The sequence below is a fragment of the Pseudomonas rhodesiae genome, assembly GCF_013285305.1.
Classification (GTDB): Bacteria; Pseudomonadota; Gammaproteobacteria; order Pseudomonadales; family Pseudomonadaceae; genus Aquipseudomonas; species Aquipseudomonas rhodesiae.
This window is the reverse complement of sequence record NZ_CP054205.1, coordinates 940797-960506: the sequence shown is the minus strand read 5'-3', so window position 1 is coordinate 960506 and position 19710 is coordinate 940797. Positions and strand designations below refer to the sequence as shown.

General features: G+C 63.2%; 19 protein-coding genes. 12 read left to right on the top strand and 7 right to left on the bottom strand.

What is annotated here, in order from left to right:
- Window positions 1-50 precede the first annotated feature (50 nt).
- Window positions 51-950 (bottom strand): PA4780 family RIO1-like protein kinase, encoded by a 900-nt coding sequence (locus tag HRH33_RS04130; protein ID WP_034095704.1) that lies wholly within the window; start codon window positions 948-950, stop codon window positions 51-53.
- A 135-nt stretch (window positions 951-1085) separates the two neighbouring features.
- A complete protein-coding gene (locus HRH33_RS04125) occupies window positions 1086-2363 on the bottom strand; it encodes an acetyl-CoA C-acetyltransferase (RefSeq protein WP_167418499.1) in 1278 nt (425 codons plus the stop codon).
- A gap of 117 nt (window positions 2364-2480) precedes the next feature.
- Here HRH33_RS04125 and HRH33_RS04120 point away from each other — a divergent pair, with 117 nt between their 5' ends.
- Together HRH33_RS04120 and HRH33_RS04115 are read left to right on the top strand one after the other, a co-directional pair.
- Window positions 2481-3833, top strand: a complete 1353-nt coding sequence (locus tag HRH33_RS04120; protein ID WP_167418498.1) for a 3-oxoacyl-ACP reductase — start codon at window positions 2481-2483, stop codon at window positions 3831-3833.
- Window positions 3834-3835: 2 nt separating this feature from the next.
- Window positions 3836-4684, top strand: coding sequence for a MaoC family dehydratase (locus HRH33_RS04115; protein WP_167418497.1), 849 nt, complete (start codon window positions 3836-3838; stop codon window positions 4682-4684).
- 14 nt (window positions 4685-4698) lie between these two features.
- Here HRH33_RS04115 and HRH33_RS04110 read toward each other — a convergent pair whose 3' ends face one another.
- Window positions 4699-5109 carry a response regulator gene (locus HRH33_RS04110; protein ID WP_034136735.1) on the bottom strand — a complete coding sequence of 137 codons (411 nt, stop codon included), beginning with the start codon at window positions 5107-5109 and terminating at the stop codon, window positions 4699-4701.
- Window positions 5110-5169: 60 nt separating this feature from the next.
- Window positions 5170-5361, bottom strand: a complete 192-nt coding sequence (locus HRH33_RS04105; RefSeq protein WP_034136734.1) for a Flp family type IVb pilin — start codon at window positions 5359-5361, stop codon at window positions 5170-5172.
- Between the two features lie 331 nt (window positions 5362-5692).
- On the opposite strand from HRH33_RS04105, the gene cpaB reads away from it, so the two are divergent.
- Genes cpaB through HRH33_RS04065 form a run of 8 tightly spaced genes read left to right on the top strand, consistent with a single transcriptional unit; the run spans window position 5693 to window position 13099 of the window.
- Window positions 5693-6625 (top strand): Flp pilus assembly protein CpaB, encoded by a 933-nt coding sequence (gene cpaB, locus HRH33_RS04100; RefSeq protein WP_167418496.1) that lies wholly within the window; start codon window positions 5693-5695, stop codon window positions 6623-6625.
- 19 nt (window positions 6626-6644) lie between these two features.
- Window positions 6645-7862, top strand: a complete 1218-nt coding sequence (locus HRH33_RS04095) for a type II and III secretion system protein family protein (RefSeq protein WP_167418495.1) — start codon at window positions 6645-6647, stop codon at window positions 7860-7862.
- Window positions 7859-9052, top strand: coding sequence for a CpaE/TadZ family protein (locus tag HRH33_RS04090; RefSeq protein ID WP_167418494.1), 1194 nt, complete (start codon window positions 7859-7861; stop codon window positions 9050-9052). Before HRH33_RS04095 ends, HRH33_RS04090 begins: the two co-directional genes overlap by 4 nt.
- The gene (locus HRH33_RS04085) at window positions 9049-10314 is read left to right on the top strand and encodes a TadA family conjugal transfer-associated ATPase (RefSeq protein ID WP_034136730.1); all 1266 of its coding nucleotides are present in this window, start codon (window positions 9049-9051) and stop codon (window positions 10312-10314) included. Before HRH33_RS04090 ends, HRH33_RS04085 begins: the two co-directional genes overlap by 4 nt.
- Before the next feature lie 11 nt (window positions 10315-10325).
- A complete protein-coding gene (locus HRH33_RS04080) occupies window positions 10326-11207 on the top strand; it encodes a type II secretion system F family protein (protein WP_094065053.1) in 882 nt (293 codons plus the stop codon).
- A 1-nt stretch (window position 11208) separates the two neighbouring features.
- Window positions 11209-12096, top strand: coding sequence for a type II secretion system F family protein (locus tag HRH33_RS04075; RefSeq protein ID WP_167418493.1), 888 nt, complete (start codon window positions 11209-11211; stop codon window positions 12094-12096).
- Between the two features lie 11 nt (window positions 12097-12107).
- Entirely contained in the window at window positions 12108-12818 is a 711-nt protein-coding gene (locus HRH33_RS04070) for a tetratricopeptide repeat protein (protein ID WP_167418492.1), read from the top strand.
- An 11-nt stretch (window positions 12819-12829) separates the two neighbouring features.
- Window positions 12830-13099, top strand: a complete 270-nt coding sequence (locus HRH33_RS04065; RefSeq protein ID WP_167418491.1) for a DUF3613 domain-containing protein — start codon at window positions 12830-12832, stop codon at window positions 13097-13099.
- 7 nt (window positions 13100-13106) lie between these two features.
- Here HRH33_RS04065 and HRH33_RS04060 read toward each other — a convergent pair whose 3' ends face one another.
- The gene (locus HRH33_RS04060; protein WP_167418490.1) at window positions 13107-13889 is read right to left on the bottom strand and encodes a response regulator transcription factor; all 783 of its coding nucleotides are present in this window, start codon (window positions 13887-13889) and stop codon (window positions 13107-13109) included.
- Window positions 13890-14014: 125 nt separating this feature from the next.
- Window positions 14015-14464, bottom strand: coding sequence for a prepilin peptidase (locus tag HRH33_RS04055; protein WP_167418489.1), 450 nt, complete (start codon window positions 14462-14464; stop codon window positions 14015-14017).
- Window positions 14465-14536: 72 nt separating this feature from the next.
- Here HRH33_RS04055 and HRH33_RS04050 point away from each other — a divergent pair, with 72 nt between their 5' ends.
- Window positions 14537-14980: a TadE/TadG family type IV pilus assembly protein gene (locus HRH33_RS04050; RefSeq protein WP_034136723.1), complete on the top strand. Its 444-nt coding sequence runs from the start codon at window positions 14537-14539 to the stop codon at window positions 14978-14980.
- Window positions 14977-17721 carry a PAS domain-containing sensor histidine kinase gene (locus HRH33_RS04045; RefSeq protein ID WP_167418488.1) on the top strand — a complete coding sequence of 915 codons (2745 nt, stop codon included), beginning with the start codon at window positions 14977-14979 and terminating at the stop codon, window positions 17719-17721. Before HRH33_RS04050 ends, HRH33_RS04045 begins: the two co-directional genes overlap by 4 nt.
- Here the strand turns inward: HRH33_RS04045 and HRH33_RS04040 are convergent.
- On the bottom strand, window positions 17706-19655 hold the full coding sequence (locus tag HRH33_RS04040; RefSeq protein WP_167418487.1) for a pilus assembly protein TadG-related protein: 1950 nt from the start codon (window positions 19653-19655) through the stop codon (window positions 17706-17708). The genes HRH33_RS04045 and HRH33_RS04040 overlap by 16 nt on opposite strands.
- Window positions 19656-19710 lie beyond the last annotated feature (55 nt).

Below are 19710 nucleotides of genomic sequence, written 5' to 3'. Positions count from 1 at the left end.
CGAATCGTCGCACCGCCCCTCCCACCTGTTGATCTGCATGCAGCCGAAGACTATTGCATCCAAGGCGGCGGTGGCGGTTCGTCGGGGACTTTGCTCGACGGCGCATCATCCGCCGCCCGAATCGCCTGGCGACGCTCTTCATCGAGCCGCGCCGCTTCGATCTCGCGGATCACACCACCCACGTCCGCCAGTTCTTCCGGCTCGTCGAATTCACCGGTCAAGACGCTGCCAGGGTGCAAGGTGCCGGCCTCATACAACGCCCACATTTCCTTGGCGTACTTGGTCTTTTTCAACTCCGGGGCGAAGCGCCCGAAGTAGGAAGCCATGTTGCCCACATCCCGCTCCAGCATGCTGAATGCGTGGTTGTTGCCCGCCGCATCCACCGCCTGGGGCAAGTCGATGATTACCGGGCCGGTCGGCGTGAGCAGCACGTTGAACTCGGACAGGTCACCGTGCACCAGGCCGGTACACAGCATCAGCACGATCTGGGAAATCAGGAAAGCGTGGTACTCGCGGGCCTGATCCGGCTCCAGCACTACGTCGTTCAGACGCGGGGCGGCATCGCCATACTCATCGGCCACCAGCTCCATCAGCAGCACGCCTTCGAGGAAGTCATACGGCTGCGGCACGCGCACACCGGCACCGGCCAAGCGGAACAACGCCGCGACTTCGGCGTTCTGCCAGGCGTCTTCGGTTTCCTTCTTGCCGAACTTTGAGCCCTTGGCCATGGCGCGGGCCTGGCGGCTGTTACGGACTTTACGGCCTTCCTGGTATTCGGATGCCTGACGAAAACTTCGTTTGTTCGCCTCCTTGTAAACCTTGGCGCAACGCAATTCGTTGCCGCAGCGCACCACATAAACAGCTGCTTCTTTCCCACTCATGAGTGGGCGCAGCACTTCGTCGACCAGACCGTCTTCGATCAGGGGTTCAATGCGTTTAGGAGTCTTCATCAGCTTTTATTGTGGGTCCTTTGTTACCAAATACGCGTATGGCACTCGTTATACGGCAATCGGCTCGCGGGTGGGAGAGGCGACTGATCTTTGCCCGTTTAAGAATGCAACCAATAGGCCAATTCCGGGGCGCCGTTAACGCTCAATGATCGCGGTCACCCCTTGCCCGCCGGCGGCGCAGATCGAGATCAGCCCACGGCCCTTGCCCGCCGTCTCCAACAATTTCGCCAGGTTGGCAACAATGCGCCCGCCGGTGGCGGCAAACGGATGCCCCGCCGCCAGGGAGCTGCCTTTGACATTGAGCCGGCTGCGGTCGATGGCGCCCAACGGCGCGTCGAGGCCCAGGCGGGTCTTGCAGTAATCGGCATCTTCCCAGGCCCTGAGTGTGCACAACACTTGGGCGGCGAAGGCTTCGTGGATCTCGTAATAATCGAAGTCCTGCAGCGTCAGACCGTTCCTGGCCAGCAGGCGCGGAACCGCATACACCGGCGCCATCAGCAAGCCTTCGGCGCCGTTGACGAAATCCACCGCGGCCGCTTCGCCATCGCGCAGGTAAGCCAGGATCGGCAGGCCACGCTCCTGAGCCCATGCCTCACTGCCCAGCAGCACCAGGGAGGCGCCGTCGGTCAGCGGCGTGGAATTGCCTGCGGTGAGGGTGCCCCTCTCGCTGCGTTCAAAGGCCGGTTTGAGGGCGGCGAGTTTCTCCAGCGTCAGATCGGAGCGCAGGTTGTTGTCGCGGGTCAGGCCCAAAAACGGCGTGATCAGATCGTCGTGCCAGCCTTCGGCGTAGGCGGCGGACATTTTCTGATGGCTCTCAAGAGCAAGTTGGTCCTGTTCTGCCCGGGGGATCTGCCAGGTCTGAGCCATCAACTCGCAGTGCTGGCCCATGGATAGGCCAGTACGCGGTTCGCCATTGCGCGGCAGTTCAGGTTTGAGGTGATGGGGACGAAGTTGTAACAGGACTTTTAATTTATCCGCCATCGACTTACTGCGATTGGCCTGCAGCAGGATCTTGCGCAACCCCTCATTCACACCGATCGGCGCGTCGGAAGTGGTGTCCACGCCGCCGGCAATGCCGCATTCGATCTGGCCCAGAGCGATTTTGTTGGCCACCAGCAGCGCCGCCTCCAGCCCGGTGCCGCAGGCTTGTTGGATGTCGTAGGCCGGGGTTTGCGGCGACAGGCGCGAGCCCAGCACGCATTCGCGGGTCAGGTTGAAATCCCGCGAATGCTTGAGTACCGCACCGGCGGCCACTTCGCCCAGGCGCAAGCCGTGCAGGTTGTAGCGTTCGATCAAACCTTCCAGGGCAGCCGTCAGCATCGCCTGGTTGCTCGCAGTAGCGTAGGGGCCATTGGAGCGGGCGAAAGGAATGCGATTTGCGCCAATGATCGCTACACGCCGCAATTGAGTCATGGAAAGCTCCCTGTGTGTGGTGGGCCGGCCGCCGTGGCCTGGAAGGATAAGCCTAGTCGAACGACTGCTACCCTGGGATGGTCAACCCTTTGAACCCCAGCCTTCGGAGAGCGTTCCATGTCTGACCGTTATATCGACTTCGCCAACTCCAGCCTCGGCCAGCGCCTGGTCGCCGCCATTGGCCTGCCGTCGCCGGGACGCCTGGAACGCTGGCAGGCCGGGCGCCTGCGGCCGGTCGAGGGCGCCTTGCTGCTCGGCGGCGGCGCACTGGCGGCCCAAGTGCTGCCGTTCGCCAACAGACTCACCGATGCCATTTACAGCTATGGCGCCGAACCGCTGGAAGCCCCCGCATGGATCCCCGGCCATGGCCCCAAGCTCAAAGCGGTGGTGTTCGACGCCAGCGGCCTGCAGCACACCGATTCGCTCAAGCAACTGCGCGAATTCTTTCAGCCGCTGCTGAAAAATCTCGACCATAGCGCCCACTTGGTGATTCTCGGCCGCGCCCCGGAAAGCCTCAGCGATCCGTTTGCCGCCAGTGCCCAGCGCGCCCTGGAAGGCTTCAGCCGCTCCTTGGCCAAAGAACTGCGCAATGGCGGCGTGTTGCAGTTGCTGTATGTCGGCGACGGCGCCGAGGCGCAACTGGAAGGCGCGCTGCGCTTCTTCCTATCGCCGAAGAGCGCCTACATTTCAGGCCAGGTGATTCGCCTGCAAGCCTGCGCCACCCCGGTAGAGGACTGGACCCGCCCCCTGGCGCGGCGCAAGGCCCTGGTCACCGGCGCCGCCCGTGGCATCGGTGCGGCCATCGCCGAAACCCTGGCCCGCGACGGCGCCGAGGTGATCCTGCTCGATGTGCCCCAGGCCAAGACCGATCTGGAAGCCCTGGCCGCACGCCTGGGGGCGCGCACCGTCATCCTGGATATCTGCGCCGAAGACGCCGCCACGCAGTTGATCGAACATCTGCCCGAGGGTCTCGACATTCTGGTGCATAACGCCGGCATCACCCGCGACAAGACCCTGGCCAATATGACCCCGGAATATTGGGATGCCGTACTGGCGGTCAATCTGAATGCGCCGCAAGTACTGACCAAAGCCCTGCTCGACAGCGGCACCCTGCGCGACAACGCCCGCGTGGTGCTGCTGGCCTCCATCAGCGGCATCGCTGGCAACCGCGGGCAAACCAATTACGCGGCGAGCAAGGCCGGTTTGATCGGCCTGGCCGAAGCCTGGGCGCCGCTGCTCAAGCAGCGGGGCATCAGCATCAATGCCGTCGCGCCCGGGTTTATCGAAACCCAGATGACCGCGCATATTCCCTTCGCCCTGCGCGAAGCCGGGCGGCGCATGAGTTCGTTGGGCCAGGGCGGCTTGCCTCAGGACGTCGCCGAGGCCGTGGCGTGGCTGGGCCAGCCGGGTTCCGGCGCGGTCAGCGGGCAAGCCCTACGGGTGTGTGGGCAAAGTCTATTGGGAGCGTGAGCATGCAGTGGCAGACCTTAAGCAACCGACCGTTCCTGCCGCCGCTGTATTGGCGTGCAGCGCTCAAGCGCAAGATCAGCGGCACCAGCCTGCCCGACCTGGGGTTGCGCTGCCGGGTCAGCGTCGATCCCAAGGCGGTGGCGGCCTATCGCAAGGTGTGCGGCTTTGCCGACAGCCCGATGCTGCCGGCCACCTACCCGCATATCCTCACCTTCGGCGTGCAGATGCAATTGCTCACCGACAAAGCGTTCCCGTTTCCCCTGCTCGGGCTGATCCACTTGAGTAACCGCATCCGCGTGCACCGCCCCTTGGGCGGCGTGGGCGAACTGTGGATTGGCGTGCACGCACAGAACCTCAAGCCACACGCCAAAGGCGCGACTTTCGACCTGATCACCACCGTCGAGGACGCCCTCGGCCTGCTGTGGGAAGGCGAGAGCCGCATGCTGTGCCGAGGCGTGAAGCTGTCAGGCCCGGCAGAGGATGAGCCTCTGCCCACGCCCGCCCAGGTCAGCGAACTGACGCGCTGGAACGCCCCCAGCGACATCGGCCGCCGCTACGCACGGGTGTCCGGCGACTACAACCCGATCCACCTCAGCGCCCTCACCGCCAGACTGTTCGGGTTTCCCCAGGCCATCGCCCATGGTTTATGGAACAAGGCGCGCAGCCTGGCGGCTCTGGGTGAGCATCTGCCCGCGGCCAATATCGAACTGTTTGTGGAGTTCAGAAAACCGGTGCGGCTGCCCAGCGAAGTGCACCTATCGGCCAGCGCCGCCGGTTCGAGTGGCGAGTGGGTGTTGAACGGTGCGGGCGGGATTGAGCATATGGTCGGCAGGTGGCAGCCCATCGGCTGAGCACCGTTGGCCGCTCAAGGCTTGAACCGTGTGACGTGTTTGGGAAACAGGCTGTTCAACGTATCGACCAGCCGCGCCAGATAGATCGGTTTGCGAAACAGGTCCAGCACTTGCAAGCGCAGCAAGTCGCTGACGTCATCCATCTCGGCGTGACCGGACATAACGATTACCGGCAAGTGCGAGCGGTCCGTGTGTTCGCGCAGGCGCTTGATCAAGGAGATACCGCTTTCCTCGGGCATACGCAGGTCAGTGATCACCAGGGCGATGTCCGGGTGCAGGGTCAGTTCCTGCAAGGCGAAGGTGACGGAGGTGGCGGTGTAGCATTCGAATCCTTCGTTTTCGAGGGACTCGGCAAGCTCGACCAGGGCGTCCTCTTCGTCGTCCACCAAAAGAATTTGCTGGCGGGTTGGCGAAGAGGCGCTCATAGACATTCCTGAAATCAAAAAGCCTAAAGGATGATGGCCACGAATAGTTCGTGAAGTTATTTAAGTGGTCATCTTGGTGGCAATACTGTCGAAGATCGATTTGATCTTATCGCCAAGCCCCGCGCCGGCACCAACAATTACCAGTGCAACTAACGCCACGATAATGGCGTATTCAATACCTGACGCCCCCTCTTCGCGCTTGAAGAAAAGTTGCGCCTGCACATAAAGCTTCAACATCTGGTCAAGGAACATAAGGCTTCTCCCTAATACGACACAGCAAGCCGGTACGGCTCTAGCGCGGTTGATCGCGGCATGCCTTTAGAGCATTGACAACAAACCTACCCCTCACAACTGTAAGAACTAATTAATCACAAAGTATTAGTCGTAAGGTTATCGCCGCTGTGTTGCCGTTATTAAAAGGCGATAAGGAAAGTACGGATTAATTTTCCAGACGGTAATGGCGTTTCGTCCTAGCTGAGCTACCGTCAAATAGCCAAATCGTTAGATGTTCATCACAGCCAGGTTGCGATTTCACCCGTTTGGATACACGGGCAGGCAGTGCAACGGGAAAGGGAGAGCCGTCATGAACAGTCGTATCAGCATGGCGCTGGCTGGCTTGCTGCTCGTCGGTGCATTGATCGCCGGGTATTGGGGCTTGGTGTTGAGCCGCACGCCGGAGCCTGTTGCCGCCCCGGTGGTTTCCGTGGAAAGCACCGCTGCCGCCGTCGAAGACCAGACCCGTCGCCCCGTGGTGGTGCTGGTGCATGATGTGCCAGCATTCGCGCCTCTTACCGCTGCCGACCTGGCGCTGGAAAAACTGCGCACGGTGCCCGCCGGTAGCCTCACGGAAGTCGATCAGGCCATCGGCCGCATACCGTTGCGTGCCCTGGGCGCTGGCACCTGGCTCAACGACCAAAGCTTCAGCGAAGGCGGCCCGCTGGCGCGCATGATTCGCCCGGATGAACGCGCGCTGGCCGTCGCGGTGGACGAAATTATCGGTGCGGGCGGGCAACTGAGCCCCGGTGATTACGTGGATGTGTTGCTGTTTCTGGGGCGCGACACCGGGAACGCAGAGCAGTCGGCCCAGATCATCATTCCCGCGCTGCGCCTGCTCAGCGTCGGCGATCAATTGGGCCTGGGCAACGACGGCCAGCCCGCCGTGCCGGCGCCGGCAACCGTGGAGGAACGTGTGCAGGCCGCCCAACGCCGCGCCGCCGCGCGCACCGTGGTGCTGGCGGTGCCCGAGCCGCTATTGAGCCGCCTGATGCTTGCGGCACAAGCCGGCACTTTGCGCCTGGCCGTACGCAGCGCCGATGAACAACTGCTCGGCCGCTATTGGGCCGGCGAAAGCGACGCGGCGAGCAAACTCGCCGAAGCCAATCGCGACCTTTACCAATTCACCCAACTGGCGCTGATCGGCCCGCCTAAAAGTCTCGCGCAGACCGACACCGCCCCTGCCGTTCGCCGAGGTATCGAAGTGATACGTGGCGCCCAAGCCACTCAACAAACCCCGTGACCATGCAAGGATGCAGTGAATGAGCCATCGCTACGCCCCCTCGCTCGCGCAAATGGCCTGGGCCGTGCTGCTGACGTGCTTGCCGGCGGGCATTGTCCTGGCGGCGCAAGGCAATTGCAGCGCATTGGGCCAACTGCCCGCCGTGCTGGAGGTGGGCGAAGGGTTGCAACAGGAACTGCAATCGCCGGTCGCCATCACCCGCCTGGCGATTGGCGATCCCAAGATTGCCGATGTGCGGGTCAACGGCGACCGCCACTTTCTGCTCACCGGCGTCGCCAGTGGCGCCACCAGCCTGATGGTCTGGACCGCCTGCGCCAGCGCGCCGCGCCAGAGCATGGTGTTCGTCAAAGGCAAGGCCACCTCGGCGCTCACCAGCCTGTCGCTGTCGCCGTCCCAGGACCCGCTGCTGCCCAGCCAAGTGCAAACCGACATCCGCTTTGTCGAAGTCAGCCGCAGCAAGCTCAAGGAAGCCAGTACCCGCCTGCTTGGCAACGGCAGCAATTTTTTCTTCGGCAGTCCCAACCTGCTGTCACCCTCGGAGGGTGTGTTCAAACTTCCGGTGAGCGCCGACAGCTTTAACATTGGTTTCGGCGGCGGGCGGGTCAAGGCCATGATCAACGCCTTGGAGCGCAGCGGTTTTGCCTACACCCTGGCGCGCCCTAGCCTGGTGGCGATGAGCGGCCAGAGCGCCAGTTTTCTCGCGGGCGGCGAAGTGCCGGTGCCGGTGCCAAGCGCTGGCAGCGACAGCATCTCCATCGAATACAAGGAGTTCGGCATTCGCCTGACGCTCACGCCCACGGTGATCGACCGCAACCGCATCAGCCTCAAGGTCGCGCCGGAAGTCAGCGAGCTGGACTACAGCAACGCTGTACAGATCCAGGGCATCCAAGTGCCGGCGCTGACCGTGCGCCGCACCGACACCAGCGTGTCCCTGGCCGATGGCGAAAGTTTTGTGATCAGCGGCCTGATCAGCACCAATAGCCGTTCCACTATCAACAAGTTTCCGGGGTTGGGTGATATCCCGATCCTCGGCGCGTTTTTTCGCGACGCCACCACCAGTCGCGAAGAAAAGGAGTTGTTGATGATTGTCACCCCGCATCTGGTGCAACCGCTGGCCGCCAATGCGCAACTGCCGTCTCTGCCCGGTGAAAAACTGCGCAACTACGACCCGAACTGGTACCGCCTGTTTTTTCTGGAAAACGGTCACTTCGACCGCAGCAGTGGACTGTCCCAATGAGCGATAGCCTGAGCCAGACCTTCCTGGCGATCACCCGCAACAACATCGACCTGGAATGGCTGCAAGGAGCCCTTGCGCCCCTCGGCCAAGTGGTGGGCGCCGGTGGGGGCAGCCTGGATGAGTTGCTCGCGCTGGTGGATGTGACCTTCGCCAACCTGGTGTTCATCGGCCTGGACCGCGAGCATGTAGTGGCCCAGACCACGCTGATCGAGGGCGCTTTGGAAGCCAAGCCGATGCTGGCAATCGTCGCCCTGGGCGACGGCATGGACAACCAGTTGGTGCTCAACGCGATGCGCGCCGGCGCACGGGATTTTGTCGCCTATGGCTCGCGCTCCAGCGAAGTGGCGGGGCTGGTGCGCCGCCTGAGCAAACGCCTGCCGCCCAGCGCGCCGAGCGCTCACCTGGGAGGCCTTACGGTGCTTTACGGCACCCAGGGCAACGCCGATGGCGCCCTGCTGGCCAGCCACCTGGCCATGGTGGTGCAAAAGAGTGGGCAGCAAACCTTGTTGCTCGACCTGGGCCTGCCGCGCGGCGACAGCCTTGCGCTGCTGGGCCTGGACAGCACCTTCAACTTCGGCGACGCCCTGCGCCATCTGCGGCGCCTGGACCCCACCTTGATCGACAGTGCCTTCGCCCGCGCCGACGACAACCTGCGCATCCTCGCCTACGCCGGCAATGACGAGCCGCTGGAACTGACCAGCGCCGCCGAGGTGTACATGCTGCTCAGTGCCCTACGTCAGCACTTCCAGCACATCGTCGTAAACCTCACCGGGCAAGCCGACAGCGAAGCCCTGCGTACCTTTGTCAGCCACTGCGACAAGCTGCTGTGGTGCACCGACCAGAGCGTGCTCGACTGTCGGCGCAACCTGGCGGTGCTGAACCTGTGGCGGGAAAAAGGCATGAAACTCGAACACGCCAAGCTGCTGGTGGACCGCTACCTCAAAGCCTGTCCCCCCGACACCGACACCCTGGAAAAAAGCTTCGGGCTGGAGTGCATCGCGGTGCTGCCCCTGAGCGCGGAACTGCGCATGAACGCCAAAAATCAGGGCCAGAGCCTGTTCAGCCTCGCCCCCCGCGAACCCCTGACCCTGGCGTTGCGCACCCTTGGCGAGCGCCTGGCCAGACGCTCAGAAGGTCTGCAAAAACCGTCAACACGCTGGTTTGAACGCCTGCGCAGGACTGCCCGGTGAACGGCGAAAAACTCTTCGGCGGCCCCGCTGCCGGCACCCCAGGCCATCACGATCACGATGGCCTGAAACTGGTGCTGCACCGCTACATCATCGACGCCATCGAAGAGTCGGGCAAAAACCTGCTGGAAGGCACGCGCCAAACCCTGGCACAACTGGTGATCGACAAGGTTTCGGAATACATCACGCGCATGCACCTGGCGATTTCCCGTTATGAAATGGAGCGCCTGGCCGAGGAAATCGTTGACGAACTGACCGGCTTCGGGCCGCTGGAAGTGCTGTTGCGCGACGCGTCGGTGACCGAAATCCTGGTCAACGGGCCGCACCGGGTCTTTATCGAACGCGACGGCCTGCTGCATCAGAGCGACCTGCGCTTTATCGATGCGCACCATGTGGAGCGGGTGATGCAGCGTATCCTCGCGCCGCTGGGCCGGCGCCTGGACGAATCGTCGCCGATGGTCGATGCGCGCTTGCCCGACGGCAGCCGGGTCAACGCGATCATTCCGCCGATTGCGCTGGACGGCCCATGCCTGTCGATCCGTAAATTCCGCAAGGACATGCTCAAGAGCAGCGACTTGGTGGCGATGCAGACCATCGACCAGAATATCTTCGAGTTTTTCCAGGAAGCGGTGGGCAAGCGGTGCAACATCTTGATCAGCGGCGGCACCGGCACCGGCAAGACCACGTTGCTGAATATCCTCAGCCAATTGATCAACCCTCATCAACGCCTGGTGACCATCGAAGATGTCGCCGAACTGCAACTGGGCCATCCCCATGTGGTGCGCCTGGAAACCCGGCCGCCGAATGCCGAGGGGCATGGCGAAGTCAAGGCCAGCGATTTGATCCGCAACGCCCTGCGCATGCGCCCGGACCGCATCATCCTCGGTGAAATCCGCGGCGTGGAAGTGCTCGATGTGCTGACCGCGATGAACACCGGTCACGACGGGTCCATGAGCACCGTGCACGCCAACAACGCCCAGGATGCACTGCTGCGCCTGGAAACCCTGGTGGGCCTCACCGGCCGCGCGGTGGCGGAAAAAACCCTGCGACAGATGATCTGCGCGGCGCTGGATGTGGTGATCCAGCTCACCCGCCTGCCCGATGGTCGACGCTGCGTGAGCGAAGTCGTGGAAGTGGTGGGTGTGCGCGATGACATCTACGTGACCAATACGCTGTTTCGCCTCGACCGCCGCACCGGCTTCGGCTTCGCCCGTGAAGCACTCAACCCGGCGGGCGACAAACTGCGCCGCGAAATCACGCTGTAAGGAGACGCACCATGACCGGCCCGATCCTGCTGCTGATCTGCATCGTTCTGGTGGGCCTGTCCTACAGCCTTTTCCAAAATGGCGTGCGCCGCGCCAGCACCGACCGTGTGCTGGAACGGCTTGCCAAAGGCCAGCCCACGACGGTGCCTACCCGCGCCGCCTGGGTCGGCCTGGAGCGCATGTTTCAACGCGCCGGCCTGGGTAAACCTAGCGAGCGCCTGGGGCTGTGGCTGGTCGGTTGGGCACTCGGCGCGTTGTTGGGGCTGCTGGCGGCCGAGTGGCCTGGGCTGCTGTTGATGATCGTGCTGCCGCCACTGGCCGCGCGCGGCTATATCGCCTGGCGCTATCAGCACCGTGTGGCGCGAATGATCGAACAACTGCCGTCCTTGCTCGATTACACCGTGCGCAGCCTCAAGTCGGGACGCACCCTGGCCGATGCGGTGCTCGGCGGTATCGAGGCGTCCGACGAACCGCTCAAGCAAGCCATGGGCCGTATCCAGCGCAACGTACAACTGGGGGTGAGCTTGCCGGAGTCCGTGCATGATTTCGCGCAATTCTACGAACGCGACGAATTTCGCCTGTTCGCCCTGGGCCTGAAGGTCAACCATCGCTACGGCGGCAATGCCAGCGAGCTGCTGGAAAACCTGATCAAGATGATCCGCGAAAAGGAACAAGGCGCGCGCCAGCTCAAGGCCATGACCGGCGAGACGCGCATGACCGCGTATGTGCTGGCCGGGCTGCCGGTGTGCATGGTGGGGTATTTCATGGTGGCCAACCCGAACTACCTGATGACCCTGTGGAACGACGAAACCGGGCGCTACATGCTGTTCGGCGCCCTGGCCATGGAGCTGACGGGCAGCTTCGTGATGTGGCGCATGTTGCGGAGTATCTGAAATGGCCCTGCTGGCGAGCGTGCTGATGTTTCTTGCGGCGTTGGTGCTGGTGGCCGGCCACTGGCTGGAACAGCGCCGCCGCCAGCGCCTGGTGAATCAGCGTCTGCTCGGCCAAATGACCCGCGAAGCGCGGTTCGGCAACCTGATGCGCCATCTCGGCACCAGCCCCCTGGCGCAACGCTCAGTGACCCTGGACACCGAGACCCAGACCCTGCTCAACCGTGTCGGCTGGCGCAAGGCCAGCCAGCGCTCGATGTTCGCCGCCTGCCAGGTCGGCACGCCGCTGGTGCTGCTGGGGGTGACGCTGGTGGGCCAGCAATTGCTGTACCCACATACGTCCTCGCCGTGGATTGCTCCGCTGGTGGCACTCGGCCTGGGCTACCTGTTGCCCAAGCGCATTCTGGCGTCCATCGCCAAGCATCGGCAGCAGCGCATCGCCGTGGAGGTCTCGACCTTCATTCCGCTGCTGCGCATTTTGTTCGAGTCCGGCATGGCGGTTGAACAGGCCCTGCGCGTGCTCAGCACCGAAGGGCAGCGCCTGCTGCCGGAACTGACCCAGGAACTGCGCCTGATTCTGGCCCGTGTCGACTCGGGCCTGGAGCTGGGCGAGGAATTGGGCAAGACCGCACGGCTGCTGGCGGTGGATGAGTTCAACGAAACCTGCACCATCCTTCAGCAACTGATCCTGCAAGGCGGCGGTGCAATGAAATCACTGCTGGCCCTCAAGCAATTACTCGACGACCGACGCCTGACCCGTTTGCAGGAATACATTTCGAAGATGTCGGCAAAAATGTCGGTGGTGATGATGGTGTTTCTGTTTCCGGCCTTGCTGATCGTGCTCGGCGGCCCGGCCTTTATCGGCATCGCCCGCGCCTTGAGCCACTTTTGAGGAAAGCCCTGATGAAAGCTCTGATTGCCACATTGGTCGTGATGATGCTCGGCGGTTGCGCCAGCAACGGTCAATCGCCGTGGGCCGCGCTAACCACGCCCGGCCAATGCGCCAAGCCCGGTTCGGAACAGGAACTGGCGCTGAACCTGGCCGATGACTTGGCCAACGAAGGCAAGCTGCACGCCAGCCTGGCCAACCTGCAAAACCTGCCAGATGCCTTGCCCCAGGTGCGCCAGCGCAAGGCCCGAGCTTACCGCTTGCTCGGACGCAGCGAGGCCGAGCCGTTGTATCGCAGCCTGCTCGGCACCTGCATGACTGCCGAAGGCGAACACGGCCTGGGGCAACTGGCCGCGACACACGGCGATGCAGCCCAGGCCCTGGCCCACCTGCAACGGGCTGCGCGGCTGGCGCCCACCGACGAAAAAATCCGCAATGACCTGGGCGTGGTTTACCTCAAACAACAGCGGCTGGAAGACGCGCGCTTTGAGTTTATGACCGCCATCGAACTCAAGCAGGAAGACCTGCTCGCAGCCGTCAATCTGGTGACTCTGCTGATCTACCAAGACGATTGGGGCCAAGCGGCGAAGGTGGTCAGCCAATTGGGGCTGAGCCCGGAGCAGGTCACCGAGGCCCAGGCCCGTGCGCAAAAGCTCAAGGGTTCCAGCACGGCCGCACATAACGTAGCGGCCGCCAGCGACGCACCGCCGATGAACCTGCGCTAGGAGTCGACACCATGAAATCCCAGCATCTGCTATGCCTGGCCTTGCTGCCCCTGGCGGCGTCAGCTATCGAACCGGGGCCGTCCTCGCCGCAGCAAGCCGAGACTGAACAGTGGCTGACGTTGCAGGTCAACGGCCACGCCGCCTCGCCCACGCCGCAAAGCAGCAGCCCCGCCGAGCGGGAGCAGGCATTGCAGCGCTGGCTGGACAGCAACAAGCATCCGATCCCGGAGTTCTTCGAACAGGGCAGTGGCGCCGCCGCGTCCGGCGGCACGGGCCGATAAAGCGCCGTCAGTGCGCCGTAACGCGCTGGCGCAGAGCCGTCCCGTTCGGCGACAGGGCCAACGCCAACTGAGTGCGATTGTGCATATGGGTCAGGCGCAGCACCTGGGACACGTACAGCTTGACCGTGTTTTCGGTGATGCCCAGCTCACAGGCGATCTGGTAGTTGGTTTGGCCCTTGCCCACCAACCGCGCCACATCGGCCTGGCGCGGGGACAACTGCGCGAGGATCGGCGATAGCGCCAACGGCGCGGCACCCTCCACCGGCAGATCGCCGTGTTCGGTGCTTCCAGGGCCGCGTCGCACCTTGTCGAGGTCGTGGTACAGGTCATTGATCGAGGCCGAGAGATACTGCAACTTCTGGTTCAGGTGCCCCAGTTGCAGCTCTTTCTGTCGCTCGTCCAAAACGGCTTCCTGGCGCTGTATGCCTTCGAGCAATTCGTGGAGGTCGATGGGTTTCTGGTAGTAATCCGCGATCCCCGCGCGCAGCGCTTTGATCACGTCCTGTTTGTCGGCGCGACCGGTGAGCATGATCGCTTCGAACGCGCGCTGCTTGCCGGCGATTTTCTGCATGGCCTGCACCAGTTCGATGCCGTTCATGTCCGGCATATGCAGGTCGCACAGCACCAGGCCGATCTCGATGTCGTCGCTAAAACACTGCAACGCATGATGACTGGATTCACAGGGGACGCAGCCATAACCGCTGCTTTCAAGAAACTCACACAGCTCTTCCACGATCAGGGGTTGATCGTCGACCACGAGCACTTTCACTGCCGATGTCAGCCTGTTCACGCGCTACTCCATGCCTGGCAAGCCTAAGGGCGACCTATCCATTTGACGACTACGGCGATTGCCTGTCCCTCCTAAACCTAGACGCAGTTTGTCACTCTGTACACCGCACCGGGCCGTTCCTGCGACTAATGGGCCCACAGCCAATAGAGTGCGAACCCCACCAGTACACAGGGTGCGAACGGCTGCTTTGTTGACAGGCTTGCGGCCGTTCCCGGTGGGCGCACCGCAAGCCGTTGATGAACCAGCACCCAGCCACCTTGCACAAAGGCCGCGCCGATCAACGACCACAGCAGGCAGTCCACCTCGCTGGCCAAGCCCAGCGCTGCGAGCAACTTCACATCCCCCGCGCCGAACCGTCCCAGGGCGTAGCCTGGCAGGGTCAACAGCAGCGCCAGGGCCAATGCCCAACCGCCGTCAGCGGCGGGCGCGCCGAGCCAAGTGGTGCCGCTGGCGTTCAGGTAGATCAGCGCCACTAAGGCCACGCCCAAGGTCAGCGGGTTGGCGATCTGCCGCTGGCGCACGTCCTGCACGGCACAAACGCCCAGCCACACCAGTATCACCACGCCGTGAATCACGTAAAAAAAGTCCCTTTTCGCTGATTGATTCTATGCTGATATCAAGTAGTAGCCGTCAGGATAGACGCAGTCATGAAAACCGGCCTCCCTCGCCTGCAAAAAGGCGCAGCCGCCATCGAATTTGCCTTGGTCTTCGGAATTTTCTTTGCGGTGTTCTACGGGTTGATCAGCTTCAGCCTGCCGCTGCTGTTGATGCAGTCGTTCAACCAGGCCGCCGCCGAGGCCGTGCGCCAGGCCATGGCGGTGGACCCGACGAGCGCCGGCAACGCCTACGGGACGCAGCTGACCCAACGCGCCAAAGACACCGTGGTGAGCCAGTTGAGCTGGATCCCCTCCAGCTTCCAATTCAAGCGTGAGTACGTAAACGCGACCTACAGCGCCAACACATTGACCGTCGAGATCGCCTACCCCACCAGCCAACTCTATGCGGTGTTCCCTGCGTTGGTGCTGCCGGGCGTGGGTACCGTCCCCAGGCTGCCAACCAACCTGTCCGCCCGTTCGAGCCTGCAATTTTGACCCCGGGCGAAAACCTCTTCGACAGGCTGCTCGGCCGTACTGGCGCGGTAAGCGTTGAGCCGCATACCAGCACAGGCAAAGGCCTGTCGGTGCAGTTGGATCATCTAGGGCATGTCCTGACACTCAGCGTCGCGTTAAGGGCGCAACTGGCACCGGGAGCTTTAAGCGAGCCTCGGCCCCACCTGAGCGCCTTGTTATGTGCCAGCAGTGCCCTGAGCATCGAAGGCAACCCGGCCGAGTGGCAGCATCAGAACCTGGACCTGGATTTCCAAGGCACCGCCGGCCAGGTTTTGCACACCCGTGGCTGGGTTGAACCGAACAGCGACGGCTGGGTGTTGCGTGTGCTGGACGTCGGCGATTTGCTCGCCGGCCAGCAACTGGCCCAGGACCGCGAACAGAACCATCTGCTGGCCTGCCAGATAAGCCAGCAACTGCGGGTGTGCAGCCTCAACCGCTTGCCCGAAGTGTTCCATGAGCACCTGCGCAGCCTGGCGCAGCGCTGGCGAATTCCTTGCGTGGGCCTGGCGCTGCTGGATGAAGAAGATCAGGGTTGGCGGATCTACAGCCAGTACGCCGCCCACGACGCACCCGCGCTGTGGCAAACCGGCCAGCGTTTGGGCACGCGCCTGGACAGCATCCACGGCAACGCACCGCTGCGCCTGGACGAAACACTAGGCCGCAGCGACAACCCGCGTCTGCACAGCGTATTCGGGCAAGCCGACGGTTTTCTGGTGCCATATCGGGACGGCCAGGGGGTCGCCGCCTGGTTGCTGTGCGGTTTCTACCGAGGCCAGGCGCCTATGCGCGACCAGGACTGGCTGGACCTGGCCGCCGCCCTCGCCGGCCCGCTGCTCAGCCGCCTGCGCGAACAGCACCATCACCAGCAATTGGAACGGGTCGAAGCCCTGCAAGGCCTGCTCGGCACCGGCTGGTGGGAACTGCTGCCCGGCACCGATGAAATCCAACTGGCTCCGCAGTTGCTGCACAGCCTCAGCCTGGAACACGGCCCCACCCGGCAACCGTTGGCGCGGTGGCTGGAACTGATCCATCCCGCCGACCGCCAGGAGCTGCACAGCCGCCTGCACGACTTGCAAACCCTAGGCACACCGCTGCTGGCAGGGGTGCGCCTGCAACGCAGCGACGCCACGCAAAACCCGCTGTGGTATCGCGTGCAAGGCCAGGTGCTGGGCGAAGGCGAACACCGGCGCTGGGTCGGTTTTATGCTGGACATCAGCGACATCAAGAACCAGCAACTGCACGCCGCCGCCGCCCATGCGCGCCTGGACAACCTGATCGCCAGCGCCCCGGCGGTGATCTATGTGCAGCGTTATGTCAGCGGCGCGCTGCACTCGGCATTCTTCAGCGACAGCCTATTGCCGCTGCTCGGCTGGACCCTGGCCGACTGCGACCACGAACACCTGCCGGCCCTGATCCACGCCGACGACCGCGACCTCTACTTCGAGCGCACGCGCCAACTGCTGCGCGAAGGCAGTGTGCGCAGCCGCTATCGCGTGCGCGACAAACAGGGGCATTACCACTGGCTGCTCGACGAGGCCAAGTTGCTGCGCGACGACCTTGGCATACCGGTGGAAGCCGTGGGCTTGTGGCTGGATGTCACCGAAGCGACCCTGGCCGCCGACCGCATCCAGCAAAGCGAAGAGCGTTACCGCATCCTGGTGGAAGACTCGCCGGCGATGATCTGCCGCTACCGCCCAGACCTGACCCTCACCTTCGGCAACACGCCGCTGGCCAACTACCTCGAATGCCCACCCGCCCAGTTGCCGGGCATGAACCTGGGCCATTGGTTGTCGGACGAACAGCGCCAGGCCTTTGTGCAGCGCATCCATCAGCTGACCCCGGAGTTTCCGGTGAGTACGGCGGAAATCAGCCTGGAATTACCGGGGCGCGAACATGCCTGGTGGGTGTGGTCGGACCGTGGCGTGTTCGATGCCCAGGGGGTGCTGGTCGAAGTGCAGGCCGTGGGCCGCGACAACACCGAGGTGCGGCGCTCCCAGCAGCAACTGACCCAAAGCGCCAAAATGGCCACCCTCGGTGAAATGGCCACCGGCCTGGCCCACGAAATCAACCAGCCGCTGAATGTGATGCGCATGGCCATCGTTAACGTGCTCAAGCGTTTGGGCGACGGCAAGGTCGAAGTGGCGTACCTCACCGAAAAACTCCAGCGCATCGACGCCCAGGTGCAACGCGCAACCCGGGTGGTCGACCATATGCGCGTGTTCGGCCGCCGCTCGGAAATCGAACAACAGCCCTTCGACCCCGCCCAGGCGGTGGACGGCACCCTGGCGTTGCTCGGCGAGGGGTTGCGCGGCAAGGGCGTGGAACTGCGCATCACCCCGCCGGCCGTGGCGGTGCAGGTCACCGGTTATGTGGATCAACTGGAACAGGTGCTGATCAACCTGATGGTCAACGCCCGCGATGCGCTGTCGAGCCGGCGCGAAAAGAACCCGCAACTGCGCCCGTGGATCGCACTGCACTGTGAGCACGACTGCCGACATGTGCGGATCTGGGTGGAAGACAACGCCGGCGGCATCGACCCGCGGTTACTGGAGCGGATTTTCGAGCCGTTTTTCACCACAAAACCCATCGGTGTGGGCACCGGCCTGGGCTTGTCGGTGAGCTACGGCATTGTGGAAAACATGGGCGGGCGCTTGAGCGTGGTCAACGGCGAGCATGGCGCGCGATTCTGCGTGGAACTGCCGGTGGCTCAGATCACCAAGTAAGCGCGGCCCATATGGCAACTGAGGTTGGCACCGACTTCGGCATTGCCCAGGCTGATGCCCAGGGACTTGAGCAGGCTGTTGACGACCGGGTCGAGGATCGGTGAAAGCACACCTTGAACCAGGCCGATCACCGCGTTGGTAATGGTGTTCAACGTGCTGGCCATCCCGGCCAGCGCGCCACTGGATACACTGCCGCTGGGGGGCACGTACGTGACCTGCAAACCACTCAATGTGGCGCTCAGGCTGCCGACGATATTGGTCGAGCCCGACGCCGGCAGATACGTCGGCGTGGTGTTCATTTCAGCCACGGGGGCAAACACCAGCGTCCCGGTCTGGGCGCCCACGGTGGACAGCGCCCTGACCGTCAAACCACCGCCCACCGTGGGGGTACGGTTGGGACTGCAGAGCAGGTTCAAGACCGCACACGAGCGCTTGCCGAAATCCACCAGCCTCAGCGGCTGAACCACCACAGGCGAGGCGGAAGACAAGGCCGTCGGGCTGACAGTACCGACCCCCAAGGTGGCCGCCGACGTTGTCGCCTGAACAGTCAGCGATTTGCTGGTCGGCGTTGCGCAGGAATAATCGGTGACATGACTTTCGGCGCTGCCGGCTTCGAGATAAATCGACAACGTATCAGCGATCGCCACGTCGGTGATTTCACACGAAACCAGACACAACAGCCCCCCCACCGCCGCCGGAATATTCAGGTTCAGCAGGCCTGCCACCAGGTTCGAAACCGGTGTACGCAGCCCATTCAATACCGTCGCCACCGAAGCCACCCCGTTCAAAACTGGCGCCTGAACCGTAATGAGCGTGCGCACCTGCGCCGTGCGCACGGCTATCTGATCCGTCGGCGGCACGTTGTTGAGCCCCGCCTTGGCCTTCGCCGGGTTGCCGACCGCCGACAGTTGCGGCGGGTCGATGACTTTGGTCTGCACCGATACATTGCCCACCAGCGGAATATTCAACTGCACCGCTGCGCTCACGGGGTTCTTGCTGCTGGACAACTGCGCGGTGGTTTGCAGCAGTTGGAACAGTTGAAGGTTGGTGTTCAAGGCGGCAGCCGGTGTACCGGTGGCGATCTTGAGCAACTGCCCGACCGTCAACTGCCGGGTGCTGGGGGCAATCGCCTGAACCTTGATTACATCGTTGATAACGGCGGTGGCCACGGCGCCGTTTGTTTGCAGAACTTTCACTGCCGCATCAATCAGCTCATTGGCGGACACCGCCGTGGTGAGCAACGCCTCATAGTCACCCGCCTTGACGTTCAAGCTGATCGCCAACTGGTCCAGGTAGCCGAGCAGATTGACGTTGGTGCCCAGCAGTCCATTCCAGCCAGCGGCTGTCAGCGACAGGCTTCCGCCCAGCAGGCGGCCCATCAGCAGATTCAAAACGTCGGACTTTGCCGAATCGACGGTGCCCAGGTTGCTGCGGATGCTCAGTTGCGCAACGGGCGGTGCATAGGCGGCCACGGCGGTGGCACTGAGCTGGGTTTGAGTGGACGTCGAGCCGCCGCTGAACAGACTCCATAGGCCGCTGGCGATGCTGGTCGTCACGCTGCGGGTGGCCACCACGCGCACGGCCTCGCTCTGGGTGACATCGGGGCTGAAGACGCGAATATTGGCGGCATTGGTGATCAGCGTGCCGCAAGTTACCGCCAGGCCACGGCTACTGTCGCCGGCGACCACGGTGAAGCCATTGCGCGCGGCGTTTTGCTTGGCATAGTCGTTGGCCGTGGTGGTTGGGCTACACTGGCCGCCACGCCCGGCGGCCTCCAGGGCCGAAGTGTCGGCGATGGATTGTAATTTGCGCTTGTCCAGATACAGGCGGCCGCTGTCCACCGCCAGCAAAAGAAAGACCAGGGCCACCGCGAGGGTGCCCGCCGCCATCAAGCTAATGGCGCCACGCTGCCTGCAACCGATTCGGGGAGACATCAGGCACTCCTTCGCGCTTACTCTCCGTAGGTTCGATGGAGTGTAGACAAGGTTA